This is a genomic window from Rhodopseudomonas palustris (genome assembly GCF_003031265.1).
Classification (GTDB): domain Bacteria; phylum Pseudomonadota; class Alphaproteobacteria; order Rhizobiales; family Xanthobacteraceae; genus Rhodopseudomonas; species Rhodopseudomonas palustris_H.
Map to the genome: position 1 here is coordinate 2,648,850 of NZ_CP019966.1, position 25,264 is coordinate 2,674,113.

At 64.1% G+C, this 25,264-nt stretch carries 21 protein-coding genes, 1 tRNA gene and 1 pseudogene; 12 read left to right on the forward strand and 11 right to left on the reverse strand.

Going from position 1 to position 25,264, the window contains the following annotated elements:
• Positions 1-19: 19 nt before the first annotated feature.
• Positions 20-241 (reverse strand): hypothetical protein, encoded by a 222-nt coding sequence (locus RPPS3_RS12210; RefSeq protein ID WP_107344345.1) that lies wholly within the window; start codon positions 239-241, stop codon positions 20-22.
• Between the two features lie 152 nt (positions 242-393).
• Entirely contained in the window at positions 394-1,419 is a 1,026-nt protein-coding gene (locus tag RPPS3_RS12215) for a GlxA family transcriptional regulator (RefSeq protein ID WP_107344346.1), read from the reverse strand.
• A 105-nt stretch (positions 1,420-1,524) separates the two neighbouring features.
• On the opposite strand from RPPS3_RS12215, the gene RPPS3_RS12220 reads away from it, so the two are divergent.
• A complete protein-coding gene (locus tag RPPS3_RS12220) occupies positions 1,525-2,073 on the forward strand; it encodes a cysteine hydrolase family protein (RefSeq protein ID WP_107344347.1) in 549 nt (182 codons plus the stop codon).
• 366 nt (positions 2,074-2,439) lie between these two features.
• The gene (locus tag RPPS3_RS12225) at positions 2,440-3,315 is read left to right on the forward strand and encodes a transporter (RefSeq protein WP_234819941.1); all 876 of its coding nucleotides are present in this window, start codon (positions 2,440-2,442) and stop codon (positions 3,313-3,315) included.
• Between the two features lie 190 nt (positions 3,316-3,505).
• Here RPPS3_RS12225 and RPPS3_RS12230 read toward each other — a convergent pair whose 3' ends face one another.
• From RPPS3_RS12230 to RPPS3_RS12245, 4 genes are all read right to left on the reverse strand, one after another.
• A complete protein-coding gene (locus tag RPPS3_RS12230; protein ID WP_107344349.1) occupies positions 3,506-4,171 on the reverse strand; it encodes a DUF1847 domain-containing protein in 666 nt (221 codons plus the stop codon).
• A 95-nt stretch (positions 4,172-4,266) separates the two neighbouring features.
• Positions 4,267-4,923, reverse strand: coding sequence for a methionine ABC transporter permease (locus tag RPPS3_RS12235; RefSeq protein WP_199852134.1), 657 nt, complete (start codon positions 4,921-4,923; stop codon positions 4,267-4,269).
• Positions 4,904-6,022 (reverse strand): methionine ABC transporter ATP-binding protein, encoded by a 1,119-nt coding sequence (locus RPPS3_RS12240; RefSeq protein WP_107344350.1) that lies wholly within the window; start codon positions 6,020-6,022, stop codon positions 4,904-4,906. The genes RPPS3_RS12235 and RPPS3_RS12240 overlap by 20 nt, the downstream gene beginning before the upstream one ends.
• The gene (locus RPPS3_RS12245; RefSeq protein WP_107344351.1) at positions 6,022-6,837 is read right to left on the reverse strand and encodes a MetQ/NlpA family ABC transporter substrate-binding protein; all 816 of its coding nucleotides are present in this window, start codon (positions 6,835-6,837) and stop codon (positions 6,022-6,024) included. The genes RPPS3_RS12240 and RPPS3_RS12245 overlap by 1 nt, the downstream gene beginning before the upstream one ends.
• A 574-nt stretch (positions 6,838-7,411) precedes the next feature.
• On the opposite strand from RPPS3_RS12245, the gene RPPS3_RS12250 reads away from it, so the two are divergent.
• The 6 genes from RPPS3_RS12250 to RPPS3_RS12275 all read left to right on the forward strand — a co-directional run bounded on the left by RPPS3_RS12250 (position 7,412) and on the right by RPPS3_RS12275 (position 14,380).
• Positions 7,412-9,022: a GMC family oxidoreductase gene (locus RPPS3_RS12250; RefSeq protein WP_107344352.1), complete on the forward strand. Its 1,611-nt coding sequence runs from the start codon at positions 7,412-7,414 to the stop codon at positions 9,020-9,022.
• The gene (locus RPPS3_RS12255; RefSeq protein ID WP_107344353.1) at positions 9,019-10,401 is read left to right on the forward strand and encodes a phenylacetate--CoA ligase family protein; all 1,383 of its coding nucleotides are present in this window, start codon (positions 9,019-9,021) and stop codon (positions 10,399-10,401) included. Before RPPS3_RS12250 ends, RPPS3_RS12255 begins: the two co-directional genes overlap by 4 nt.
• A 21-nt stretch (positions 10,402-10,422) precedes the next feature.
• Complete coding sequence (locus tag RPPS3_RS12260; protein ID WP_107344354.1) at positions 10,423-11,160, forward strand: enoyl-CoA hydratase/isomerase family protein; 738 nt, start codon at positions 10,423-10,425, stop codon at positions 11,158-11,160.
• Between the two features lie 337 nt (positions 11,161-11,497).
• The gene (locus RPPS3_RS12265) at positions 11,498-12,586 is read left to right on the forward strand and encodes an ABC transporter substrate-binding protein (protein ID WP_107344355.1); all 1,089 of its coding nucleotides are present in this window, start codon (positions 11,498-11,500) and stop codon (positions 12,584-12,586) included.
• Positions 12,564-13,592 carry an ABC transporter permease gene (locus RPPS3_RS12270; protein ID WP_107344356.1) on the forward strand — a complete coding sequence of 343 codons (1,029 nt, stop codon included), beginning with the start codon at positions 12,564-12,566 and terminating at the stop codon, positions 13,590-13,592. The genes RPPS3_RS12265 and RPPS3_RS12270 overlap by 23 nt, the downstream gene beginning before the upstream one ends.
• Positions 13,586-14,380: an ABC transporter ATP-binding protein gene (locus tag RPPS3_RS12275; protein ID WP_107344357.1), complete on the forward strand. Its 795-nt coding sequence runs from the start codon at positions 13,586-13,588 to the stop codon at positions 14,378-14,380. Before RPPS3_RS12270 ends, RPPS3_RS12275 begins: the two co-directional genes overlap by 7 nt.
• A gap of 158 nt (positions 14,381-14,538) precedes the next feature.
• Here RPPS3_RS12275 and RPPS3_RS12280 read toward each other — a convergent pair whose 3' ends face one another.
• Positions 14,539-16,176, reverse strand: a complete 1,638-nt coding sequence (locus RPPS3_RS12280; RefSeq protein ID WP_434006759.1) for an inorganic phosphate transporter — start codon at positions 16,174-16,176, stop codon at positions 14,539-14,541.
• A 164-nt stretch (positions 16,177-16,340) separates the two neighbouring features.
• Between RPPS3_RS12280 and RPPS3_RS12285 the strand changes: the two genes are divergently transcribed.
• Positions 16,341-16,868, forward strand: a complete 528-nt coding sequence (locus RPPS3_RS12285; RefSeq protein WP_107344358.1) for a MarR family winged helix-turn-helix transcriptional regulator — start codon at positions 16,341-16,343, stop codon at positions 16,866-16,868.
• Entirely contained in the window at positions 16,855-17,589 is a 735-nt protein-coding gene (locus RPPS3_RS12290; RefSeq protein WP_107344359.1) for a DNA alkylation repair protein, read from the forward strand. The genes RPPS3_RS12285 and RPPS3_RS12290 overlap by 14 nt, the downstream gene beginning before the upstream one ends.
• Before the next feature lie 110 nt (positions 17,590-17,699).
• Here RPPS3_RS12290 and RPPS3_RS12295 read toward each other — a convergent pair.
• Positions 17,700-18,904: pseudogene (locus RPPS3_RS12295) on the reverse strand (amidase family protein).
• A 161-nt stretch (positions 18,905-19,065) separates the two neighbouring features.
• A tRNA-Ser gene (locus tag RPPS3_RS12300) sits at positions 19,066-19,159 on the reverse strand.
• 608 nt (positions 19,160-19,767) lie between these two features.
• On the opposite strand from RPPS3_RS12300, the gene RPPS3_RS12305 reads away from it, so the two are divergent.
• Positions 19,768-21,309: a porin gene (locus RPPS3_RS12305; protein ID WP_107344360.1), complete on the forward strand. Its 1,542-nt coding sequence runs from the start codon at positions 19,768-19,770 to the stop codon at positions 21,307-21,309.
• A 298-nt stretch (positions 21,310-21,607) separates the two neighbouring features.
• Here RPPS3_RS12305 and RPPS3_RS12310 read toward each other — a convergent pair whose 3' ends face one another.
• Positions 21,608-23,842 (reverse strand): lytic transglycosylase domain-containing protein, encoded by a 2,235-nt coding sequence (locus tag RPPS3_RS12310; protein WP_107344361.1) that lies wholly within the window; start codon positions 23,840-23,842, stop codon positions 21,608-21,610.
• Positions 23,843-24,065: 223 nt separating this feature from the next.
• A complete protein-coding gene (locus tag RPPS3_RS12315) occupies positions 24,066-24,596 on the reverse strand; it encodes a BA14K family protein (RefSeq protein ID WP_107346577.1) in 531 nt (176 codons plus the stop codon).
• A 246-nt stretch (positions 24,597-24,842) separates the two neighbouring features.
• Here RPPS3_RS12315 and RPPS3_RS12320 point away from each other — a divergent pair, with 246 nt between their 5' ends.
• Positions 24,843-25,253 carry an NADH:ubiquinone oxidoreductase subunit NDUFA12 gene (locus RPPS3_RS12320; RefSeq protein ID WP_011157971.1) on the forward strand — a complete coding sequence of 137 codons (411 nt, stop codon included), beginning with the start codon at positions 24,843-24,845 and terminating at the stop codon, positions 25,251-25,253.
• The last annotated feature ends 11 nt before the right edge of the window (positions 25,254-25,264 follow it).

Sequence of the window (25,264 nt, forward strand, 5' to 3'; positions counted from 1 at the left end):
GCGGCGTTGGGGGGAAGGACTAATCCTCGCGCGACAGCTTGGCTTCCAGCTTCTTCAGCGAGTCGGCCGATGGCGGTGCTTTCTTGAACTCGCGGATCGCCTCTGCCAGTTCCTGATCGGTCATCGGCGTCGCAGGCTGACGCAACCGGCCGCCGGCGAGACCGTCGGCGATCAGATCGAGGTGCTCATCCGGGCCGTCGAAGAACTGCCGGATGCGGGCGAGAAAGGCTCGGTAGGGCAATGGACCTCCTGACGGACGGAGCTGCGCCCTGGCGGCTGCGACGTCCCATGTTCTCTACTGTTCCCGACACGGAACGACTCGGGACTGTAGGCGGAACTGACAAGCCTAATCCTATCATTTGATCCGACGACGGGCGAGCGGGGCAGCGATGTTCACCCCGCATGTGCCGGCACGTTACGCTGGCGCGGTGCGGGCTCCTGGCGTGCCGCGGAAAACCGTTGCCGATACTGTCCCGGTGACAGCCCGGCGATCTTGGCGAACACCTTGCGAAACGATTTGGGATCTTTGTATCCGCATTGCCAGGCGATCTGGTCGATCGGTAGCGTCGTGCTTTCCAGCATCACGCGGGCGCGGCCGATCCGCAGGTTCTGGCAATACGCCAGCGGCGCAAACCCGGTGGCGCGTTGAAACCGGCGCTGAAACGTGCGCGGTTCGAGCCGCGCATGCTCGGCCATTGCCGCGACGGTCACCTCCGGCAGATCGATCCGCTGCAGCCAATGCTGCACCTTGAGGATCGCGGCGTCGCCGTGCCGGAGCCGCGGCAAGAACACGCTGTAGGCACGCTGGTCGCGGCCGGGCGGGTCGATAATGAAGCTGCGCGCCGTCTCGATCATCGTCGCCGGACCGAGCAGCCGCTCGATCAAAGTGAGGCCCATATCGGTCCACGCCATCATGCCGCCTGCGGTGATGATGTCGCCGTCGTCGATGATCAGCTTGTCGGTGTCGACGCGGATGTCCGCGAACCGCTCGGCGAGTGCTTCGGCATAGGACCAGTGGGTGGTGGCGACGCGGCCTGCCAGTACGCCGGTTGCGGCGAGCAGGAACGTACCCGCGCACACCGAGGCGAGCACCGTGCCGTCCTGATGGCGGGATTTCAGATAGTCCACCAGGCCGCCGGCCTGAGGCGTTTCTGCCGGCTTCTCCAGGCTCGGCAACAGCACCAGGATCGTCGGATCGCCGTCCTCAGCCGGCAGACTGTCGAATACGCGGACGATGCGATCCTGCGCGTCGTCATAGGCGAGGTGGCTGATGCGGAGGAGCGGTGCTGTCTGGCCGAGACGCTGCCGTGCATTGCGATCGGCGACGGTGAGCAGATCGGTCAGTCCATCGACGCTGGCGCGCTGCACCCCGGGGTACAGCACCAGGCCGATTTCCGGCGGCGACGATGCGCGGGCCATTGTCAGTTTCGCCCCTCGATTTGTCCGGTCCGCCCATCCTGAGCGGCGTGTCTTTCACCTAGCGTGCAGCCATCGGCGCCGCAACGGCGCTCAAGGGAGGTTCTCATGACCAAACGCGCACTGGTGATCGTCGATCTGCAGAACGACTACTTTCCGAACGGCAAGTTCGAGCTGACCAATATCGTCCCGGCGGCCGAGAATGCGGCCCGGCTGCTGCGGGCCGCGCGGGCCAAAGGAGAATTCGTCGTTCACGTTCAGCACGTGTTCGCCTCAGCCGAGGCGCCGTTCTTCGTCAAAGGCACCCCAGGGGTCGAGATCAATCCGGCGGTCCAGAACCTCGAGGGCGAACCGGTGGTGGTGAAGCATCGCCCGAACTCGTTTTTGGAGACCGATCTCAATGCGCAGCTGATCGCCAAAGGCATCACCGACGTGGTGATCTGCGGCGCGATGAGCCACATGTGCATCGACGCGACCGCGCGGGCCGCGGCAGATCTCGGTTACACGGTGACGGTGATCCATGATGCGATCGCGACCCGCGATCTGGAGTTTGGGGGCGTTCATGTGCCTGCCGCGCAGGTGCAGGCGGCCTTTCTCGCCGCGCTGGATTCCAGCTATGCGGCAATCGTCGCCACCGATGAGCAGTTGCAGCTCTGATGCGGATGCAGCCGGCTCGACGGAATGACGAGCGAATAAGCACCGAGCATGCTTTGGTGCCCTCGGCAGCATCGCGTGATGAGACGACTCACCGTCCGTCGATGGCTTGTCCGTGTACTGATACCAATTAGTTCACGACCGAGAATGAAACCGTCGTCTGCTGCACGCTCAGCAGCAACGGCCGTTCCCGCTGTCAATTATCTTTGGAATGGGCGGGCGAGCGAGATCGACTAATCTCACAATCAATCGTTGGCGGCGTCATGGGGCATTCATGTGAGCCGTCAGCGGATGATTGGGGGCATCATGTCGAACGTCGAACTCATCTTGAAACCTGTTCGTTTTCTCGCGCGATTGGCGGCCGTCGCGGTGGCTGCCGCAGTCGCACTTCCCGGTGGCGCGTCGGCCGATCCGGTGAGCCCGGCGGGGTGGACCGCCGGTATTGCGCTCGGCGCGCCGCTGCCGGAGGGTGTGTACTTCATCAACACCGCGACCTATTTCGAACGCTCGTCGCGCTTCGCCGCGCCGACGATCGATGCCGGCGTCAACATTCCGGTGGTGGCGTGGTCGACGCCGGTGACGATCCTCGGCGGGCGGCTCGAAATCCTCGGAATCTTTCCGGAGCTGACGGTCAGCGTCAATCCGAACAGCCCGACCAGTGCGGCGTGGCGGGACTTCTATAATCCGGCGGGTCTGGTCGGTCTGGCGTGGGATCTCGGTGGCGGCTGGGGCTTTGCCAACTATGTCGGCGCGTTCGCACCGGTGAACACCACCCTCGGCAACACGCTCAATCTCGGCGGCAATTACTGGACCTTCCTGGAGTTGGCGACCGTCGCCTACAACCGCGACACTTGGAGCGCGACCGCCAACTTCACCTATTCGAGCAGCGGCAGCGATCGCGCCACCGGCGTGAGCATCCAGCCGGATACGGCGCAGATCGATTTCTCGGTCTCCAAGCACTTCAACAAGTGGGAGCTCGGCCTGGTCGGCTACGGCTCGACCGATCTCGGTTCGCCGTCGCCGTTCCGCACCGCAGGCGGGCTTTACGGCAACAAGCAGAGCCAGTTCGCGCTGGGTGGCTTGGTGGGCTACAATTTTGGCCCGGTGATCACTCAGTTCTATCTGACCCGCGACGTCGCCGAGCATAATTACTCCGGATACGACACCCGGTTCTGGACGCGACTGATCATCCCGGTGTGGAGCCCGGAGGCACCGGCGCCACGTCGGCCGCTGATCACCAAGTGATCAGTATTTTGTAAGGTCGATGAATACAGCGCCTTGGCTGCCTGGCCGGTCTTGATCAACGGATGGCGTAGGCCCTGGCCACGGGGGACTAGGCCGAGGAGCGAGAGCAGGGTGGTCCTGCCTCGCTCCTCACGCTTTGAGCGGCGGACAAACTTTGGCGGGCCGAGCGGAAGCCAACCCGCGGGTCGTCTTACAACTCCTGCATCCTCTTCTTGTCGAGCATCCGGCTGGTGTAGGTCTTGACGGTGTGGAACGCCGCAACGGGATTGTGGCTGAGTACCCGGTCCTTCACCACGAGCGTCGTGACCGGCGCCTCGGCGTGGCGGATGAACAGCGAGTCGTGGCCGACGCACAGGCCCATGATGACGTTGAGGTGGGTCTCTTCACGGTTGAGTAGCCGCGCCTGCAGCACCGGGTTGCAGCACGCCTCGTGGCCGCATTTGATCTTCATCTCTTCGGGCACGCCGATCTCGGTCTTGTCGATCGAGCCGACTTTGCACAGGGCGGTGCGGGTCTCGAAGCCGGCGAGCCGCAGGATGTCGACCAGCACCTTGGTTTCTTCGATCAGGCCGATGCAGGTGGCGATACCGATCCGCTTGGCGCCGATCCGGCGCGCGAACGCCACCGTCTCTTCGACGCGATTGAGCTTGCAATAATACAGCCCCTCGACCTCGGCCGCCGCTCGCGCCAGCGTCGCGTCGACCGCATCGCCGGAATACAGCTCGACCAGTTCCTGCCGCTCCTCGGGCGCGAGATCCGTCGTCGCGCAGATGCCGGGGTAGCGCTTGTCGTGACGATAGCAGTTGAATTGCCCGCATTCGGAGCAGGTGACGACGTCGGGCTTCGGTTTGGCCATGAGTGTATTTCCAGGTGTGGTGGTTCAGAGGTCCGCGTAGCCGGCCGGCGCCGGCCGCGCAATTGCGCAACGCGTCGGTCGGCCTGCGTATTTGGTTATTTGCGCTTGTTGAGCGCGAATGCGAGGCGGTCGCCGCCAAACTGGATGGTGGTCACCAAGATCACCAGCAGCACGATCACGGTGACCATCACCTGGGTGTCGAAGCGCTGATAGCCATAGCGATAGGCGAGGTCGCCGAGACCGCCGGCGCCGATCGCACCGGCCACCGCCGAGGCGTTGATCATGCTGACCAGGGTGATGGTGAAGCCCGCGACGATGCCGGGCCGCGCTTCCGGCAGCAGCACGTGCCAGATGATGTGCCAACGGCCACAGCCCATCGACTCCGCAGCTTCGATCAGGCCGCGGTCGACTTCGCGCAGGCTGACTTCGGCAATGCGGGCGAAGAACGGCACGCTGGCGACGGTCAGCGGCACCACGGCGCCGAGCACGCCATAGCTGGTGCCGACGATCAGGCGCGTGAACGGGATCAGCGCCACCATCAGGATGAGAAACGGCACAGAGCGGACGACATTGACGACGCTGCCGACGCTCGAATTGACCCAAGACTGCTCGAGGATGCCGCCCTTGCTGGTGGCGACCAGCAGCAGCGCCAAGGGCAGGCCGATGCCGAGCGTGATCAGCGACGACGCCCCGATCATCAGCAGCGTATCGATGATGCCTTCGATCAGGCGATCAATGACCAGCGGAGACAAAACCCAGATCCTTCACTCTGTCTGCCAAGAGGTGCGCGCGCTGCAGGACGGCGTCGCGGTCGTCTGCGGCATCCACCGAGACGATCAGATGGCCCTGGGCGCGGCCCTGAATGCGATCGACGCCGCCATAGACCAATCGTGTCCGAGCGCCGAGCGCTTGCGCGATCGCGCCGATATCGGGATCACGGTCGCCGGTGCCGGTGAAATGCAGATCGAGCAGCAGCGGATCGGAGGGATCGCGCGGCACCGGCACCAATTGCGCCAGAATTTCCGGCGGAAGCGACCTATGCACGGTACCGAGCAGGGTCTGCGTGACCTCGTGCTTGGGATCGCCAAACACCTTCCATACTTCCCCCTGTTCGACGACCCTGCCGCGTTCGAGAACCACCACGCGGTCGCAGATCTCGCGGATCACCGCCATCTCGTGGGTGATCAGCACGATCGTCAGGTCGAAGCGGCGGTTGATGTCCTGCAGCAGTGCCAGGATCGCCTGGGTGCTCTCGGTATCGAGCGCGGAGGTCGCCTCGTCGCACAGCAGCACCTCGGGCCGGTGCACCAAAGCGCGCGCAATGCCGACGCGCTGCTTCTGTCCGCCCGACAGCCGCGCCGGATAGACGTCGCGCTTCTCGGACAGCCCCACCATGTCGAGCAGTTCGTCGACGCGGCGTTCGATCTCGCGTTTGCCGACACCTGCGACCTTCAGAGGCAGCGCAACGTTCTGCCAAACCGTCTTCGCCGACAGCAGGTTGAAGTGCTGGAAGATCATGCCGACCCGGCGGCGGAGTCCGATCAGCGTCGCGTGGTCGAAGGTGGCGATGTCTTCGTCGTCGACCAGGACGCGGCCGGCGGTCGGACGTTCGAGCCGGTTGAGCGTGCGGATCAACGTCGACTTGCCGGCGCCGCTGCGGCCGATGATGCCGAAGACTTCGCCGCGCTTGACGGCAAGGTCGACCTCGATCAACGCCGGTGTAGTCGAGCCCGGATATTGCTTCGACAGACGCTCGACGATGATATGCGGGCTATCTGCGCTAGTCTTGACGCGGCTCCGAGGGGCGATGCCGACGCCGGGTCCGGCGCCGGCGTCGGTGAGGGCGTCCATCACTCACGTTCCCAAAGCCGGACGTAGAGGTCGCCATACTGCTTGTCGAGCACTGCGCGCACTTCAGGAGCCGTCTGATAGATTTTGATGAACTGCGCGATCCGCGGATCGTCCTTGTTCTTCGGCTGCGCCACGAAGACGATGCCGTACCGCGGATTGATCGGCTCCCAAAACAGCGCCGCGTGCGGATCGATCACGCCGGACGCCTTCAGGAAGTGGGTGTAGCCGTGCGCCAGGTCGACCTCGTTGAGTGACTGCGGCAACTGGTGGAAATCGATCTCCAGGAATCTCAGCTTCTTCGGATTGTCGATCACCGCGTCGACATTGACCTGAGGGCCATGGTCCGGCTTCAGCTTGATCAGCCCGGCCGCCTCGAGCAATTCGAGGCCGCGGCCGAAATTGAACGGATCGCCGGCGAGCGCAACGCGGGCGCCGACCGGCAGCTCGTCCAGGCTCTTGTACTTCTTAGAGAACAGCCCGGTCTTATTGGCGATGCCGATGCCGACCGGTTCGAGGTCGAAGCTGCGTGCCGCCTTGACGACGTCCAAGAACGGTTTGTGCTGGAAATAGTTGAGGTCGATTTCGCCGTTTGCCAGCGAGGTGTTCGGCGTCACCGGATCGGTAAACTCGATCAGCTTGACGTCCAGACCTTGCGCCTTGGCGACCGCCACCGCGGCTTCGATCGGTGGGGCGAAGCCGGCATTGGTGCCGACCCGCAGCGGGCCCTTGGCTGCATCGGCGATGGCGATGGAGGTCAGCGCGCCCAACGCCGCGATCAGGCCGAGCGTGCGCGCGGCGGTCTTCAGAACAGTCATGATGTTGTCCCAGGAGAGGAGGTGAAGGCAGCGCGTGGCGAGATGTCATCGCGCCCGCAGCATTGCCGCTGACGACAAGCCTAGCGTGCTGGATTGCGGTGCAACAAGGCGAAGCACGTTCTTATTTATCGGTGCAGCAGAGAACGGCGACGCTGCGTTGTGCTGCGGATGTAAAACGGGACAACTACGTCGCGTGACGTTGCTTGGACTGAATCGAATGGCTGAGGGTGACCTATTACCTCGGTGTTCGCAGAGCCGACGTGCGCGGCCGATGCGAGAGTCGATCGTGACGAGAACGCCGGAGGAGCGGAGGCGGAGTTATCATCTTCATTCGATCGCGATCGCAGTTCAAAGTTGCCGTGATCGTCGCGGCTCGGAAGATGATTTTCTAAAGATCGCCGCGCGTATTGACCCTCGTTGATGGGCGGCGCCAGTGTGGGGCCTGACGCGTTGTTTGCATGACTGTGAGCGGCGCACGCGTATTGAGAGCCTCACCTGTGTCCCATTCTCTTTCTTCACCGCGACCGAACCTTGTTCGTGCCGCGGCCGTATCGCTGTTGCTCGGTTCGCGCCAATGAGCAACGAGTTCGACTACGTCATCGTCGGCGGCGGCAGCGCGGGCTGCGTCCTCGCCAACCGGCTGAGCGCCGATGGCCGCAATCGCGTCGTGCTGTTGGAAGCCGGCGGGCAGGGACGGCACCCGTCATTTCATCTGCCTGTCGGCTACGTCTGGAATCGCGCGCATCCGCGCGGCAACTGGCTGTATCGGATCGAACCGGAGGCTTCGAGCGGCAACCGGCCGATGCTGTGGCCGCGCGGCAAGGTGCTCGGCGGCAGTTCGGCGATCAACGGACTGCTCTACATCCGCGGTCAGGCGCGTGACTATGACGAGTGGCGCGACCTCGGCAATTCCGGCTGGGGCTGGGATGACGTGCTGCCTTACTTCCGCAAGGCCGAGGATCAGGTGCGAGGCGCCGATGAGTTTCACGGCGTGGGCGGACCGCTCGGCGTGTCCGATCCGACCATCCGGCATCCGTTGTCGGATGTTTATGTCACCGCAGCCGAGCAGGCGGGCCTCGCCGCGCGGGACGATTTCAATCGCGACGTTCAGGCGGGCGCGGGTTACTTCCAGCTCACGGTGCGCAATGGGCTGCGTGCCAGCACCGCCAATGCCTATCTGAAGCCGGCGCGTTCGCGTGCCAATCTTGAGGTGGTCACCGGCGCCCACGCCACCAGCCTGATCTTCAAGGGCCGCCGCGCGACCGGCGTTGCCGTGGTGCGCGACGGCCGGGTCGAGACCTATACGGCGCGCCGCGAGGTGATCGTCGCGGCCGGTGCTGTCGCCAGCCCGGCGTTGCTGCAGCATTCGGGACTCGGCGATGCCGATCATCTGCGCGGGCTGGGGATCGAGGTCGTCGGCCATCTGCCTGGGGTCGGGCGCAATCTGCAGGACCATTATATGGTCAGCCTGATCTACGACGTCAGGCGGCTCGGCAGTTTCAATGAGACGGCGCGCGGCTGGCGGCTGGTGCGCGAGGTGCTGCGCTACGCGGCGTCGCGTCGGGGACTGCTGACGCTGAGCGCGTCGCAGATCAACGTGTTCCTGCCGACCACGACTGATCCGGACAATCCCGACATCCAATTCCACGTGATGCCGGCAACGTTCAATTTCGAAACCGGAGAGGTCGAGCGAGAGCCCGGCCTGACCTGCGGCGTATGCCAGCTTCGTCCGCACAGCCGCGGCACCATTCAGATCAGCCAGCGCGACCCGCTGGCGGCGCCGGCCATTCGCCCGCGCTATCTGACCGACGACCACGACAAGCGGGTGCTGCTGGAAGGGCTGCGGTTCGCCCGCAAGATCGCGGCGCAGCCGGCGCTCGCCGACATCGTCACCGAGTGCCTGCCGGGCGTGAGTGGCGGCAGCGATGCCGAGTTGCTCGAGTTCGCGCGGCAGACCGGCAAGACGCTGTATCACCCGGTCGGCACCTGCAAGATGGGCACGGATGCTTCAGCCGTGGTGGACAGCGAGCTGCGTGTGCGCGGCGTGCCCGGCCTGCGCGTGGTCGATGCCTCGGTGATGCCGACGCTGGTCTCCGGCAACACCAATGCGCCGACGATCATGATCGCCGAACGCGCCTCCGATCTCATCCTCGCCGACGCTCGTACTCCGGAACTGCAAGCATGACCGATCCCAACAATCCGCTCGCCATCGACAGCCGCGATCCGGCCGAATACCAGGCCGCGCTCGGCCGTCACCGCTTCGAGAAACTGAAGCAGCAGATCCGGCACGTTTGGAGCAATGTCGATTATTTCCGGCCGAAGCTGATCGAAGCGGGCGTGTCGTCGCCGGAGGACATCCGCTCGCTCGACGATTTCCGCCGCCTGCCGGCGATGCTCGACAAGGTCAGCCACCGCCAGTCGCAGGAGGAGTCGCTGGCACGCTATGGCCATCCGTTCGGCCTGCATCTGACGGTGCCGCTCGACCAGGCGGTGCATCTGGCCGCTACCTCGGGCACGACCGGCCAGCCGACGTTCTATGTGTTCAGCCCGCGCGATCTTGAAATCTCCCATCGCGTGCTCGGCCGGCTGTTCGCGCAAGCCGGCATCCGCCCGGGCGACACCACATTCCATGCCTTCGGCCTGTCGCTGTGGCTCGCCGGGGTCACCTATGTGCAGGCGCTGGAGGCCTATGGGGCGCGTCCGGTGGCGCTCGGCGCCGAGGCCGGTGTGCCGAAGATCCTGCGCTACATCGAGTTCACCCGGCCGACCGCGCTGTTTGCAACGCCGTCGATGGTCAATCAGCTGATCGAGCGGGCGCCGAAGGAGATCGGCAAGCCGGTCGCGGCGCTCGGCATCAAGCGGGTGCTGTGCGCCGGCGAGCCAGGGGCGGGGCTTCCGGCGTTCCGCCAGCGGGTGCGCGAGGAGTTCGGCGCCGAGGTATTCGATTTCATGGGCGGCGCTTGGCACAACGCCGCGCTGTCCTGCGCCAGCCCCGACTATCACGGCATGCACTATCTCAGCGACGACACCTGCTTCCGCTATGACTTGGTTGATCCAGCGACCAAGCAGCCGATCCCGCTGACCGACGGCGCGGTCGGCGAGGCGATCCATACCGGGCTCGACTATCAGGCCGCACCGGCGTTTCGCTATGCCACCGGCGACATCCTCAAGATCCATGTCGGCACCTGTCCCGGCTGCGGGGCGTTCGGCACGCGAATGGAGGTGGTCGGCCGTGTCGACGACATGCTGGCGATCAAAGGCGTCAAAGTGTACCCGGCGGCAATCCAGAACGTCGTGCTGCAGTTCCAGCCGCGGGTCTCGGGCGAGCTGCGCATTAGGCTCGACCGGCCGCCGCCGAAGGTCGAGCCGCCGCTTCGGCTCGCGATCGAAGCCGCGCCAGATCTGCCGGAGGCGGCGTGGGCGGATCTCGCCGGCGACATCGAGCACCGCGTTCGCGAACTGCTGACGTTCCGTCCGGTGGTCGACATCCTGCCGCACGGCAGCCTGCCGCGCTCGGGCCAGAAGACCAAGCTGATCGAGATCGCCAGCCAGGCGGCGAACTGAGCAAGACAAGAGGAAGCGCCGATGTCGAGCGTACTGTACGAATCCCGCAATGGGATCGCCGAGATCACCATCAACCGGACGGACAAACACAACGTCATCGACCATTCGGTGGTGGAAGGCCTGAATGCCGCGTGGAAGCGGTTCAATGCTGGCAGCGACCACGTCGCGATCCTGACGGCGAGCGGCGACCGCGCCTTCAGCGCCGGAGCCAATCTGAAAGACATCCCGCATGATTTCTGGCGCGCGGTGCCGGGCGTCGGCGTTCCGGTCGACAAGCCGATCATCGCGGCGATCGGCGGCCTCGTGGTCGGCGGCGGCCTGGTGCTGGTTCAGTTCGCCGATCTGGCGATCGCTGCCGACAACACCGTGCTGTCCTATCCGGAAGCCAAAGTCGGCTATAGCGGCGGCCTGATCAGTTCGCTGGCGGCGCGCATCCCGCATAAGATCGCGATGGAGCTGCTGCTGGTCGGCGGCTCGATCGACGCGCATCGGGCCTACGAGATCGGGCTGGTCAACCGCGTGGTGCCGAATGGCGATCAGCTCACAGTTGCGCGGCAGTTCGCGGCCGAGATCGCCGCCAATGCGCCGCTGGTGGTGAAGCTGCTCAAAGGGTTCGTCGGCGCGACCCTGCCGAAGGGACCGTCCGAGGCTGCCGCGATCACCCGCGCCACCGTCGATGCGGTCAACACCGCGGACGACTACCGCGAAGGCATCACCGCGTTCTTCGAAAAGCGGGCGCCGGCGTTCAAGGGCGTGTAGTTCGCGTCCGCTCTATCGGGCATGCCGTGACAACACCCCGCGCGACTCTGTTCATCAAAGCGGGTGTTCGGCCATAGACGATCATGCTGTGCAGGCGGCGTCATTGAGAACGTCATTCTCCGTGAGGGTCGCTTCGCTGTCCCTGCCTGCACGACGCCCGTGATGTTCTCTGTGAGGCGGGTCATTTGAAATCGTGTTTCATTGACCGGATACCGGCGCACCTCGATCATGTGAGCTCTGAATCTCATCAGCGAGAGCGGCCGAAATGGGCCGAGCCAGCTTGCTGATAGTTGCCGCAGAGGATGCGGCCCGAGCCCTGAAAGCGAAGAGGACATTCATGAGCAACCAAGAAAAAGGCCGGTGGATCAGCCGGCGTTCCGTGCTGCTGGGCGCGGCGTCGGGCGTTATCGCGGCGCCGGCGGGCGCCTTCGGCCTTCAGGCATTTCCCGCCCGTCCGATCGGCTACGATCTGTCGGATGCGCCGATCTGCCGGACCTCCGGTGAAGCAACGCCGCTGACCGGCGCGCCGCGCAAGGTGAAGCTGTCGTGGAACGCCACTTCGGTGTGCTCGGTGCAGGTGCCGGTCGCGGTCGATTACGACTTCTTCAAGAAGCAAAATCTCGACGTTGAACTGGTGAATTTCTCCGGCTCGACCGATCAGCTGCTCGAAGCGATCGCCACCGGCAAGAGCGACGCCGGCGTCGGCATGGCGTTGCGCTGGCTGAAGCCGCTGGAGCAGGGGTTCGACGTCAAGATCGTCGCCGGCACCCATGGCGGCTGCCTGCGTGCGATCGCGCCGACCAAGTCGGAGATCAGCAAGGTCACCGATCTCAAGGGCAAGGTCGTGGCGATCGACGATCAGGCCGGCCCGGGCAAGAACTTCTTCTCAATCCAGCTCGCCAAGGCCGGCATCGATCCGACCAAAGATCTCGAGTGGAAGCAGTATCCGGCCAACCTGGTACGGCTCGCGGTGGAGAAGGGCGAGGCACAGGCGGCCCTGGCATCCGATCCGCTGGCGCACGCGTTCCTCAAGGATGGCGAGTTCAAGGAGATCGGCTCCAATCTCGACGGCATCTATCGCAATGTGAGCTGCTGCATCGTCGGCGTCCGCGGCAGCTTGATCCGCGAAGAGCCGCAGGTGGCGCGCGCGCTGACCCAGGCGCTGCTCGACGCGGCCGAGTTCTCGTCCAAGAATCCAGAGAAGGCGGCCAAGTCCTTCCTGCCTTACGCGCCGAAGATCGTCACCGAAGAGGATATCCAGGCGCTGATCAAGTATCACACTCATGATCACCACCCTATCGGCGCTCAGCTCAAGAACGAGCTGAAGCTCTACGCCGACGACCTCAAGGCCGTCTCGGTGATCAAGCCCTCGACCGACACCACCAAATTTGCGGACAAGATCTATGCCGACGTATTCCGCGTCTGAGACGCTCGATCTCGACGTCGGGACGCGACTTGCGTCCCGCACGCCGTCGCTGCTTCGCGCGCTGCGCGGGCATTTCGTCGGCTTCGCCGCCAGCCTCGGCTGGATCGCGTTCGGTCTGTCCTGCCTGTGGCGGGAAGACATCGGCGATTGGACGCGCACCAAGGAGGTGGCGATCGCCGCCTTCGTGTTCGGCGGCGTGATCGCGATCGCGGCAGTGGCCGGGTTCTGGTCGCCGCGGGTCGGCGAGTCCTTGCAGCGGCGATCGCCGTGGCTGCTGCTGCTCGGTGTGGTGCTCGCGCTGTGGGAGGTTTTGACCGCCAAGCTCGGCGTGCTGCCGCTGCCGTTCTTCCCGCCGCCGCAGGCGATCGTCGAAGTCTATACCGACGACTTCGTCAAGTTGTTCGACAGCGTGTTCGCATCGATCAAGCTGCAGCTCGGCGGCTATCTGATCGGCGCGGCAGTCGGCTTCGTCACCGGCGTGTCGATCGGTTGGTCGCGTGCGGTCGGCTATTGGGTGCATCCGGTGCTGCGCTTCATCGGCCCGCTGCCGGCGACCGCCTGGCTGCCGATTGCATTCTTCGCCTTCCCGTCGAGTTGGAGCGCCTCGACCTTCCTGATCGCGCTCGCCACCGGATTCCCGGTGACGGTGCTGACCTGGTCGGGTGTCGCCAGCGTGTCGAACGCGTACTACGACGTCGCGCGGACGCTCGGTGCCAAGCCGTCGTTCCTGGTGTTCAAAGTCGCGATCCCGGCGGCGCTGCCGCACGTCTTCGTCGGCCTGTTCATGGGCCTCGGCGCCTCGTTCGCGGTGCTGGTGGTGGCGGAGATGATGGGCGTTAAGTCCGGCCTCGGCTGGTACCTGCAATGGGCGCAAGGCTGGGCGGCCTACGCCAATATGTATGCGGCGCTGCTGGTGATGTCGCTGCTCTGCTCCGGCGCCATCACGGCGTTGTTCAAGGTCCGTGACCGCTTGCTGGTCTGGCAGAAGGGTGTGGTGAAATGGTGAGCGCCGTCGCATTGAAGCAGGCGCCGCAAGCCGCCGGCGCTGCGCTCGACGTCGTCGACGTCAGCCACCACTTCGACATCGACGGCAACGAACTGCCGGTGCTGGATCACGTCACACTGAGCGCCAAGCCGGGCGAGTTCGTCGCGCTGCTCGGACCATCGGGCTGCGGCAAGTCCACGCTGCTGCGGCTGGTGGCGGGGCTCGAGCCGCCGCGCGCCGGAAGGCTGCTCGAAGATGGCCGCGTCATCACCGGGCCGCATCCGTCACGGGTGGTGGTGTTCCAGGATCCGACGCTGTTTCCGTGGCGGACCGTGTGGAAGAACGTGGCACTCGGGCTGGAGGCGCAGGGCATCCTCAAAAGCGAGCGTCACCGCGTCGATGCGGCGCTGGCGCTGGTCGGGCTCAGCGGCTTTGCCAACGCCTATCCGCACCAGCTTTCCGGCGGCATGGCGCAGCGTGTGTCGCTGGCCCGAGCGCTGGTCAACGATCCGGACATCCTGGTGCTGGACGAGCCGCTCGGCAAACTCGACTCGCTGACCCGGCTCAGCATGCAGACCGAGATCGTATCGCTATGGCAGCGGCAGGGCTTCACGACGCTGCTGGTGACCCATGACGTTGAAGAGGCGCTGTTCCTAGCGCAACGCGTGGTGGTGTTCAGCGAGCGTCCGGCCAAGTTGAAGGCCGATATCGCGGTGGAGGCGCCATATCCACGCCACCGCGGCGATCCATATCTGGCTGACCTGCGCCGCCAGATCCTCGGTCTGCTCGGCCTCGACGCCACCTGGTGATCAGCGCCGTGCGACGAATAGCCAACGGCGCGCCGTAACCAGCGCGCCGCGATCTCTCTCCCTCCTGACGCCGTTCCTGCTCTGCCGGAGCGGCGTCTTTTTATATAGCGACGGTGGCCGGACGACAGCCGCGGCTGTCACCGCGAACGGGAGCGCGCTCAGAGCACCCGCGACAGCAGCACGTACAGCGTCGCCGACAGCAGGATCGCGGCTGGCAGCGTCAGCACCCAGGCCATCAGCAAATTGCGGATCGTGGCCATCTGGAGGCCCGAGCCGTTGGCCGCCATCGTGCCGGCGACACCCGACGACAGCACGTGCGTGGTCGAGACCGGCAGGCCGAACATGTCGGCCGCGCCGATGGTCGAGGCTGCCACCAGCTCGGCGGAGGCACCTTGCGCGTAGGTCAGATGCGATTTGCCGATCTTCTCGCCGACGGTGATGACGATGCGCTTCCAGCCGATCATCGTGCCGAGGCCGAGCGCGATCGCAACCGCGATCTTGACCCAGTTCGGAATGAACTTGGTCGCGCTATCGAGCGAGCCCTTGTAGGCGTTGAGCTTGGCAACATCGTCCTTACCGAGGTCGCTTTCCTTATCCTTCATCAGGAAGCGGATCGCCTCGGAAGCCAGATACATGTCGTTGCGGGTGTTGCCGACGGACTCGGCCGGCACTTTGCTGAGCGAGCCGTAGCGCTGCACCTGCTCGCCGATATCCTTTACCAGCACCGCCAGCGACGGGTAGGTGCCTTCGCTGATCTTGTGCTGCGATACGTATAGCGTCACCGCCGGGCGGGGATCGCCGATGATGCTGTAGCCGGCGCCTTTCGCCGCGATCACGGCCGAGGCGGCCGCCGAGGTCTGCTCGAAATGCGCGACCTGGGAATCCGGCAGCGCACGGTTGAGCGCGTAGGCAGTCGGCACGGTGCCGATCAGGATCAGCATGATCAGGCCCATGCCTTTCTGACCGTCGTTGGAGCCGTGGGCGAAGCTGACGCCGGTGCAGGTGAGGATCAGCAGGCCGCGGATCCACCACGGCGGCGGGGCGTTGCCTTCCGGCGCGGAGTACAGCTTCGGATTGCGCACCACCAGTTTGAGCAGCAACAGCAAGATCGCGGCGCAGACGAAGCCGACCAGCGGCGACAGCAGCAGCGCGTAGCCGATTTCGGTCGCCTTACCCCAGTCAACTCCCGAAGTGCCGTCGCGTCCGCGCATCAGCGCATTGGCGACACCGACGCCGATGATCGAACCGATCAAGGTGTGCGAGCTGGAGGCGGGGAGTCCGAAGTACCAGGTTCCGAGATTCCACAGGATCGCGGCAATCAATAGCGCGAACACCATCGCGAAACCGGCGCTTGATCCGACCTGCAAGATTAATTCGACCGGGAGCAGCGAGACGATGCCGAACGCCACCGCGCCGGTGGAAGTCAGTACGCCGAGGAAGTTGAACACGCCCGACCACACGACCGCAACTTCGGCCGGCAGCGAGTGGGTGTAGATCACGGTCGCCACCGCATTGGCGGTGTCGTGGAAACCGTTGACGAACTCGAAGCCGAGCGCGATCAGCAGCGCCACCAGCAGCAGCAGATAAGGCAGATACGTCGTGACGCGGACGCCGGTCGCTTCGACGTCGACATAGATGCTGTAGGCCACGAACAGAATGCCGACACCGAGGACCCCGAAGAATAGGATCATCGTCAGCGGATTGAAGCCTTTGTCCAGGTTCGGCCGACCGGCCGGCTGAATAGGCCCGTTGTCGATTGCTTGATTGATGGTGAAATCGGTCACGCTACGCCCCATTTTATTTAATGGCGCGATATTCCCCGCGCGATCTGACACTCCGATGACACTTGTCGGTCAGCCGGATGTCGAAGGGGCGGGTCGACGGTGAGCAGCGGGGGCGGGCAAATAGGTGCGCCAAAAGCGACTTGTAAGTGGTATGGCGTCATATTATATGGTGGCTTATGATCAAGCTCGACGAGAAGTATGGGGCTCTCCTCCAACGAGCGGGAGCCTACGACAGGGGCACGGTCGAATGTATGCGGCTGTGCTTCGAGCTCCTGACACTGACGACTGCGATCGACCGCGATTGTGCGAGCCGGCTCGGGGCGCATGGCGTGTCGGAAGGCAAGTTCGTTTTGTTGTTCCTTTTGAGCGACACGAAAGATGGCCTGTCGCCGCATGAGCTCGCCGAGCAGGCAGGCGTGACCCGCGGCACGATTACGGGGCTGCTCGATGGCCTGGAGCGCGACGGGCATGTCGATCGCCTCTCGCATGATGAAGACCGCCGCAAGCTTGTTGTGCGCCTGACGCCAAAGGGGCGCCGATTGGCGAGGGAGCTTACGGCGACGCATGGTCGTTGGATTGCCTCTCTGTTTTCAGACTTCTCGGAAACGGAAAGGGCTTCGCTCCGTCGTCTCCTCGCAAAGGCGTATGTTCGCACGGATACCGGCCGCGCGGGATTGAAAGGGGGGGATGATGACCCGACGTGACGGCCGCGCTGCTGCGTTAAATAGCGGGCAAGCTGAAGCCGCCACCCTTGCCGAAGTGTTGGCGGTCGACACGCCGATCCTGTTCCGGTCCGTCTTTCCCGAAGCTCCCGATCGCTGCTCAGCCGAGGTCGATGCCGTTGGCCGTCTCGGCATCTCGGCGCGCATGGCGGCGATGGGCCAACTGCTGGTGAGGTGGCCCGGGTCGGCTGTGATCGAGAGACTGCGCCATCATCGCAGCGACACGGTGCGCGGCTGGGGCTGCTTCATCGTTGGAGCGCAGAATATGAGCCTGCGGGAGCGGCTCGCGGCCATTCGCCCCTTCGCCGACGATCCACACTTCGGCGTTAGCGAATGGGCATGGTTGGCGGTGCGTCCTGCAATCGCTGAGCGTCTGGACGATGCTTTCACGATTCTATCGGATTGGGCGGCCGATCCTTCCGAGCGCATCCGCCGCTTCGCCAGTGAGGCGACACGGCCCCGTGGTGTCTGGTGCAAACATATCGCGGCACTCAAGACCAATCCTGAGCCTGGCCGCGTGCTGCTCGATCAGCTTAGGGCTGACCCGGCAGCTTATGTGCAGGATTCGGTCGGCAACTGGCTGAACGATGCCGCCAAGACGAGGCCCGAATGGGTGCGCCACCTCGTCGATGAATGGCTCGCGCATTCCCCGCCGAGCGCAACGCAGCGGATCGCAAAGCGGGCGCTGCGGTCGATCGACTAGTCTTGATGTTTTGCAAGAACTGGCGGACCGAAGCCGATGAAGCAGAGAACTACACCGACGCTATAGCCCTCTTAATCTTGGCAAGAGCGAAAGCCCTAAACGGGCCAGGATCAGTGGTGCAGCTCTCTTACCGCATTCAACAGGAACTCGTCGCGATAGTGGCCCGCGACGAAGGACAGACCAACCGGACAACCTTCGACGGTCATCATCGGAGCAGAGACTTCCGGCAAGTGCGCCACGCCGGAAAATGCGGTGATGGTCATTGTCGGATCATAGAAATCCATAACCGCTTCCAGCGTGTTCAGGGACCCTTTCTTCGGGGCGATCTTCGGTGTCGTGGGAAAGCAGATGATCGTGTCGGGCGCGAAGAAGGCGTTGATCTGATTGAACAGACGTTGACACCGAGCGATGTTGTCCAGCGCCGCGATACGGTCGAACTTTTGGACGTTTCCGTAAGCCATGGCGAAAGTGAAACCGAGTTCAGGCCGGAGGGCTTCGATCCAGTTCCCCACAGTCGACTGAAACTCGGCTGTTTGCAGATCGCGCAACGCGTTCAGGTTGCACGCTTGCAGCGCGCAGGCCTCTCCAACGATCTCGGAAAATCTGATCGGCACGAAGTCAATGCCGGTGTCGGACACCAGGCGCTCAAGGGCGCCCCGGAACTGTTCCTGAACGGCGGCGTCCGCAAGCTCTAGTGCGTCCTGCAGAACGAAGATGCGCTTCAGCGAAGCCAAGGAGGATGTCCGTCCATTGAGCAAGACGCGCATCGCGGTATCAAGCACATCGCAGCGATCCGCCAACACACCTACGGTACTGACGCTGGGCTGAAACGGCAGGACTCCTGCCTCGGAAATCCGGTGAAGAGAGGGACGCATCCCCCAAAGGCCGCATAAGCTTGCCGGAACACGGATGGAGCCGCCCGCGTCCGTGCAGAGCGAGAAATCGGCAAGGCCATTGCTGACCGAGGCCGCAGAACCGCTGGAGGAGCCACCAGGAACACGATCCGGCGCTTTGCCGTTGCGTGTGTGCCAAAATAGAAGCTCTCCCCGTCGAGGCTGTACGTAAACTCATCGGCGACAACCTTGCCGACGCAGCGCGCACCGGCACCCAGCAATTGATCGACACAAAGGGCGTTGTGAGCTGGTGCCGGATGTGCGTCTCGCCACGCTGGGCTGCCATAGGATGTCTTGTGGCCCGCGATGTCGATGTTGTCTTTCACCGTAAAGCGCAGCCCATCCAGCGGACCTTTGCGCAGTGGGGCGAGATCCAACTGTTCGACCAGTCCTAAGGACGCGTCAGCTGCGAGCTTAGGCACGTCGTCTTTTCCCTGATGCGAAAAAGGTGAGTTGTGTATCCACTGCCGCGCAACCCGATTCAACAGCGCACCGTCACGTCGAAGCGGCGGCCTATCTGCCTGCTGTGTGATGGGCGGTGATCGGCGGCTGTATCGCCGCCAGAGAGGCGAATCGGCGGGAATGGCGGAGACGGAGGGATTCGAACCCTCGATAGGGCTTTACAACCCTATAACGGTTTAGCAAACCGCCGCCTTCAGCCACTCGGCCACGTCTCCGGTGCGCTCGATATGCCCGACACGGTCGCGGCTCGCAAGCGGGATTGCGCAGATTGCACCGCGACCTTTGGGCCTGTGCACGAGAATGTCGGCGCGACGCGGGGCAGAGCGCTTGCATTTCGCCGGTTTGCAGCTCCGCCGGTGTCGCGGAGACGTTCGGATTCGTCCCAGCAGAGGAATCGATTCTCAGGATTCCGCCATTGCAGACCGCGTATTTGCCGCTTGGCGGGCAGCTCATCCACCGCGGTCCGACTGTTGCAGTGCGGCATTACCCGCAGAACTCGATTTGGAAAGTTCATTAAAAACAGATGGTTACGTCGGCCCTGCAAAACGGGTGAGTGCTATTTGTGCAACACCCCTCCCGAAAACGGGGCCAGAGCATGGCTCCCTTGTTGCTTGTGCATCACTGTTAGGTAATTGTCGTGGTGCGACGGAGGGGGGCATCCCGAGGTCGCCCCGTAATAGGTGGTTCGCTTAAGTCCCTCGCGTTCAGCGGGTGTGTCCAAAGGCGCGAAGCGGCTAGGCGGGTTTCTGGGATTAAGGGACCACAGCGGGTGCTTGCACTTTGCGGATCGGAACCTTCCCGACAGAGCAACTTGGAGGTTTACATGAACATCGTTAAGGGCCTGTTCCTCGGCTCAGCGGCGGCGCTTCTCGCCGTCGGCGGCGCGCAGGCGGCCGATCTCCCGTTGAAGGCCAAGGCGGTCGAATACGTGAAGGTCTGCTCGATCTACGGCGCGGGCTTCTACTACATCCCGGGCACCGATACCTGCATCAAGCTCGGCGGCTACCTGCGCGCCGACGTGACCCTGTTCGGTTCGGCGGCCTACAATGCGCCAGCGTGGAATGGTCCCTCGGGTTACAATACCCGGTTGGCCAATGACATGATCTTCCGGTCTCGTCAGGACCTCAATCTCGATACTCGCACCGCAACCGAATACGGTGTGGTTCGGACCTATTTTGACGCGACGTTCAACTGGACCTCTGGCGACGGCGTCGCGGGTGGTTCGCTCGGCGTGTACTATGCCTTCGTGCAGTTCGCGGGCTTCACTTTCGGTAAGGCCGTTTCGCAGTTTGATACGCCGTGGACCGGTTATCCGGGCAACAACAGCTCGTTCCTGATCGGCGGTTATGACGACGTCACCGGTATTAACCAGGTGTCGTACACCGCGGAATTTGGCAATGGCGTGTCGGCCTCGATCTCGCTGGAAGATCCGTCGTCTTACCTGCAAGGCGGCCTGTATAACGTAAGCGCTGGTCCGGCGCAGGCTTTCACCGCCACTCCTACGCTCACCAGCGCTCAAGTTGCGGGGATTTCCTATCTCGGTGGCGTCCCCGGCGTGAATTCTTATGGCGGCGTGCAGGTTCCGGACATTGTTGGTAAGGTCCGTGTCGACCAAGCTTGGGGTCTGTTCCAAGTGTCGGCTGCTGCGCATCAGATCCGCGGCAGCTACTACACGAACCCGACTACCGGTGGTGCGACTGAGACTTTCGGTCATCCAAGCGATACCTGGGGTTACGCCGTGCAGGCTGCCTTGTCGCTTAAGAACCTGCCGACCGGACCGGGCGACAGCATCAACTTGACTGCCAGCTATGCGAACGGTGCGAGCCGTTACGTGGTGGGCGGCGTGAGCCCGAACAACTTCGCTCTCTACGGATATTCGGGCACTTCGCTTCCGAATGCCTATCAGACGGTCGCTCTCGGCATTTCGGGTGACGGCGTGTTCGGTAATGGCACGAGCATTGAGAAGTCGTCTATTTGGGGCTTCCGCGGCGCGTTCAACCATAACTGGAATCCTTACTGGTCGACGTCGGTCTTCGGATCGTACACCTCAGTGGGTTGGTCCGGTGGTGGTAAGGACCTGATCTGTGGTCGGACGCCTGGCGTGACCAATACGGCGTTCGGGGCTGTCGCCATCAACGGTACATGCGATCCGAATTTCCGTATCTCTCAGATCGGTACTGTGACCCGTTGGACTCCCGTGAAGAACCTGACGTTCTCGGGCGAAGTGATGTATACTTACTTCGACCAGAGCAGCACGGGCACCATCACCGGCTCTGCTTCGAACAGCAAGCCGGGCGGCGCGACCTACGAGTTCAAGGACCAGGGCGTCTGGAGCGGCAACCTCCGCGTTCAGCGCAACTTCTGATCCTCGCTTCTCGAAGTGCGAATCTGATGAACCCCGGTGGGCAACCGCCGGGGTTTTTTCGTTGTCTCCAAATTCGTTGTCTCTCGTCGCGGGCAGATTGCGTGAACTGAGTCGCTGCCGCCGCGATTGACGGGACACCGGGCATGCCTGCACCGGGAAGGCGGCGAGGCAATGCCGTCAGTACGACGGAGTTCGCTTCAGAACGATCACCGGGAGCAAACTCGAAACTCTGTGATGCGTTGGGGCCGCTGAGCAGGAAGCGCTGGAAGGAATGCCGACCGGCAACACGCCAGCGCCGCTATTCGGCGCCGACGCCGGCGCCACGGCGGAGGTCGGCTTCGATCTGCAGACGGTGGCCGCCGCCGAAGCGGGCGCGATAGACCTGCAGGTTCTCCATGATCCGCTGCACGTAGTTGCGCGTTTCTGCGAACGGAATCAGCTCGACCCAATCCACCGCGTCGACCTTTGGATCGCGCGGATCGCCATAGCGTTCGACCCATTTGCGGACGCTGCCGCGGCCGGCGTTGTAGCCGGCGAAGGTCATGATGTAGGAGCCGCGATAATCCTCGATCAGGCCGCCGAGTTCGGCGGCGCCGAGCGCCGCGTTGTAAACCGAATCGGTTTTGAGGCGCTGTAGATCGAAGGTGCAGCCGTGGCGGCGGCAAACGTACTTGCCAGCGTCGGGCGTCACCTGCATCAGGCCGTAGGCATTGGCAGGCGAAACGACTGCCGGATTGAAGGCGCTCTCCTGACGGGCGATCGCATAGACGATGGCGCGTTCGACGTCGGGGCCTACCGAGCGGAACTGCGGAATGCCGTTGACCGGGTAGGCGTAGTGATCGAACGGCAGACCGCGATTGAGTGCGGCTTTGCCGACCAGCAGCATCGCGCGCGCATCGTTGCGCCGTTCTGCGACTTCGCTCAGTCCGATCAGTGCGTCGACATCGCCGTTCTCGCCGACATCGGCGAAGATCGGAATCGCCATCTCGCCTTCATCGATCGCATAGAGCAGGCTCACCGCGCGGACGATCTCGAGCCGGTCGGCGTTGCGGCCTCCGGATGGTGGGCCGTTGAGATCGAGCTGCGCCAGACCGAGCTTGGCGCGCGACAACTGACCGTAATAGCTGGTGGAATGCGCCGCCGATGCCGAGTAAGCGGCGCGTGCCTCTTGGATGCGCCCGGCTGCTTCCGCGGCGCGGCCCTGCCAATAGCCGGCGCGTGCGAGGGCTGTGGGGTTGGTGGTGTCGCGGCCAAGGCGTGCGAAGTGCTGCGCGGCGGTGGCGGGATCATTCAGAAACCGCAGCGCGATCCAGCCCGCGGTGAATTCATGCTCGGTCCTGTAGATCGCCTTGGTCGGAGTCGCCGCATCGCGCGCCACCAGATATGCGAGGCGATAATCGCCGATGTCGATCAGCTTGCGCGCGACCAGTCGGCGCTCGATCCACCATTCGTCGAGATTGTGCAGTCGGGCCGGATCGCGCGGGACCGTCAGCATCAGCCGTCCGGCCTCCGCGATCATGTCGTCGCGGCGCAGCACTTGGATCTTGCTGAACAGAAAGCCTGGGTCGTGGTGTAGTTCGGATGGGACGGCGGCGAGCAGCGCCTTGCCGTTCGACGCTTTCTTGTCGACCGCGATCCGCGCTCGCGCGAGCGCCAATTGAGCGGCGCCGAGGCGCTTGGCGGCGCGCAGCGCCGGGCCGAGATCGTCGCCGTACAGGAACGAATCCATCCGCGCCTTGTGGTCGCTCGGCGTGATCAGCGGGCCGAACAACTCCATCGCGGTGTTTTCGGTCGCCTCCGACATCGTGTCGTTGCGCCAGGCATCGCGTACCAGTTGCTCGGCGGTGCGGCGGTCACCGCGCGCCAGCACGGCACGCGCCAGCGCCAGTTTGCCCTTGCCGGTCGAAGGGCGCTCGTCTTCGAAGTAAGCGAGCACGGCGGAATCATCGCGCCGATCGTCCCACAGCGCGGCCTCGGCGCGGCGGCGCAGGAAGCTCTGCGACGGCCAGCTCGGATTGGCGTGCACGAACGCCGCATAGCGTTCGACGCTGGCGCCGTTGTCCTCGCTGCGCAGGATCACCCATTCGGCAAGCTTGCGCGCGACGGGATCGGAGATGGTGTTGGCGACCTCGGTGGCTTCGCCAGCCCTTTTCTTGCGGGCGAGTTCGATGACGTTTTCGAGCGCGCCGGCATCGGCGGAGGAGGTCGATGCGGTCGCAGCGATCGCAGAGCGCGTCGCCGGCTTGTGCAGGGCTGCGGTGGGCGGCCGCTGACGCATCGGCTCGACCGCTGCAGCAGGGCTGGTGACGGGGAGCTTGGTCGAGGGGCGAGGATCCGGAGCCGGCAGTGACTTCGCAACGTTCTTGGGGGCGGGACTCCGCGCCAGCGGTCGCGGCTTCGGCAGCGGCACCTTGCTGGCGGCGTCGGCAGCCTCGATCAATCCCGCAAAGCCCAAGCTGAGCGCCAGGATCGCCGTCGATGCCTTCAGGACGACCGTGAAACGCGGGCGGCGTTGTGATGATGATGGATGCAAAACGCTGCGGCCTCCCTGTGGGGGCGATTCGGCGATTCTGGCAGTATCGCCAGGGGAAGTGAAGGCGCCCCGTTGGGACGGCCCTTCGCTTGCAGCGATTTGGGGGCGAAAACACGGCAAAACGATCAACGCTCGGTGAGTCCGATCGCCGCAGGTTTGCAGCGTGCCAAACAAAAGCGGCGCCCGTGAAGGCGCCGCTGTCGTCTAAAAGATAAGGAGAGAATTACGGGCAGGGATGCCGGCGGCCGTCGTAGCCGAGATAGGTGCCCGAGGCCGGGTCGTAGGATTTGTAACGCTGCCGGCAATAGGCCTCGCCGCCGCCGTCGTCGTCGGGGGCCACAGTTACGGTCGGCTCGTCATAGTCGCCATAGTACGGGTCGCTGTAATAGCCGTAAGCGTAGGGTGCGCCCCATGCGCTCCCGACGGCGACCCCCGGCCAGAATCCGCCTCGCCAACCACCGCCATGCCAGCCACCACCGCCGTGCCAACCGCCACCCCCGTGCCAGTGGCGGCCGCCGCCACCCTGCCAACCACCGCCGCCTTGCCAGCCGCCACCACCGACGCGCGGGCCGACCGGAGCGCCGTGGGCGATCGCCGCACCGGCCAAGCTGCCGCGGCTGATTCCGCCTCCGCCGAACGCGGGACCGCCTCCACGACCGGCAAAGGCGGGGCCTTGCGCGAAGCTCGGCGTCGCCGTCAGGGGAAGGGCGATGGCCAGCGCGGCCACGGCACTCAAGGTTCTCAAATTCAACATCATCGGCTCCATCGACGGGATTGGCTTGGAACGCCCGCGGTCTCAACCCGGCTGGATCGCCGTCGTTCCCATTCCGCCGCTTATCGGCGAAAGCTGATCCCGTTCAGTTGTATAAGGGCTGAATGAATTGCGGTGATTTTGCGGAACCTGGCCGTGGCGCTTGTTCGCAGGCATTCGCAACGGCTGGACAAGCGGGCCCGCCGGTGGCATCAGGGACTCTGTTGTCGCCGCCAAGGATGCGCCGAGATGAAACTGTTTTTGCTGCGGATTTTTACCTGGTGGAACGGCTTCACGTTCGGCACCCAGCTGTGGACCTGGCGGTTCGGCGAGCTGGTCGGCACCGACGATCAGGGCAACCGCTACTTCCGCACCAAGGGCGGCAAGATCGACCCGACGCTGGGCTTTGAGCGGCGCTGGGTGCTGTACAACGGCTATGCAGAGCCGAGCCGGGTCCCGCCGGAATGGCACGGCTGGCTGCACAACGTTGTGGATGTGCCGCCGACCCAGGAAAGCTTCACGCCGCGCGAGTGGATGAAGCCGCACCAGCCGAACCGGACCGGCACGCCGCTGGCGCATCGCCCGACCGGCTCCACGCTGTCGACCGGCCGCCGGCCGAAGGCGACCGGCGACTATCAGCCCTGGACCCCGGGCGCCTGAGGCTTCTCGCT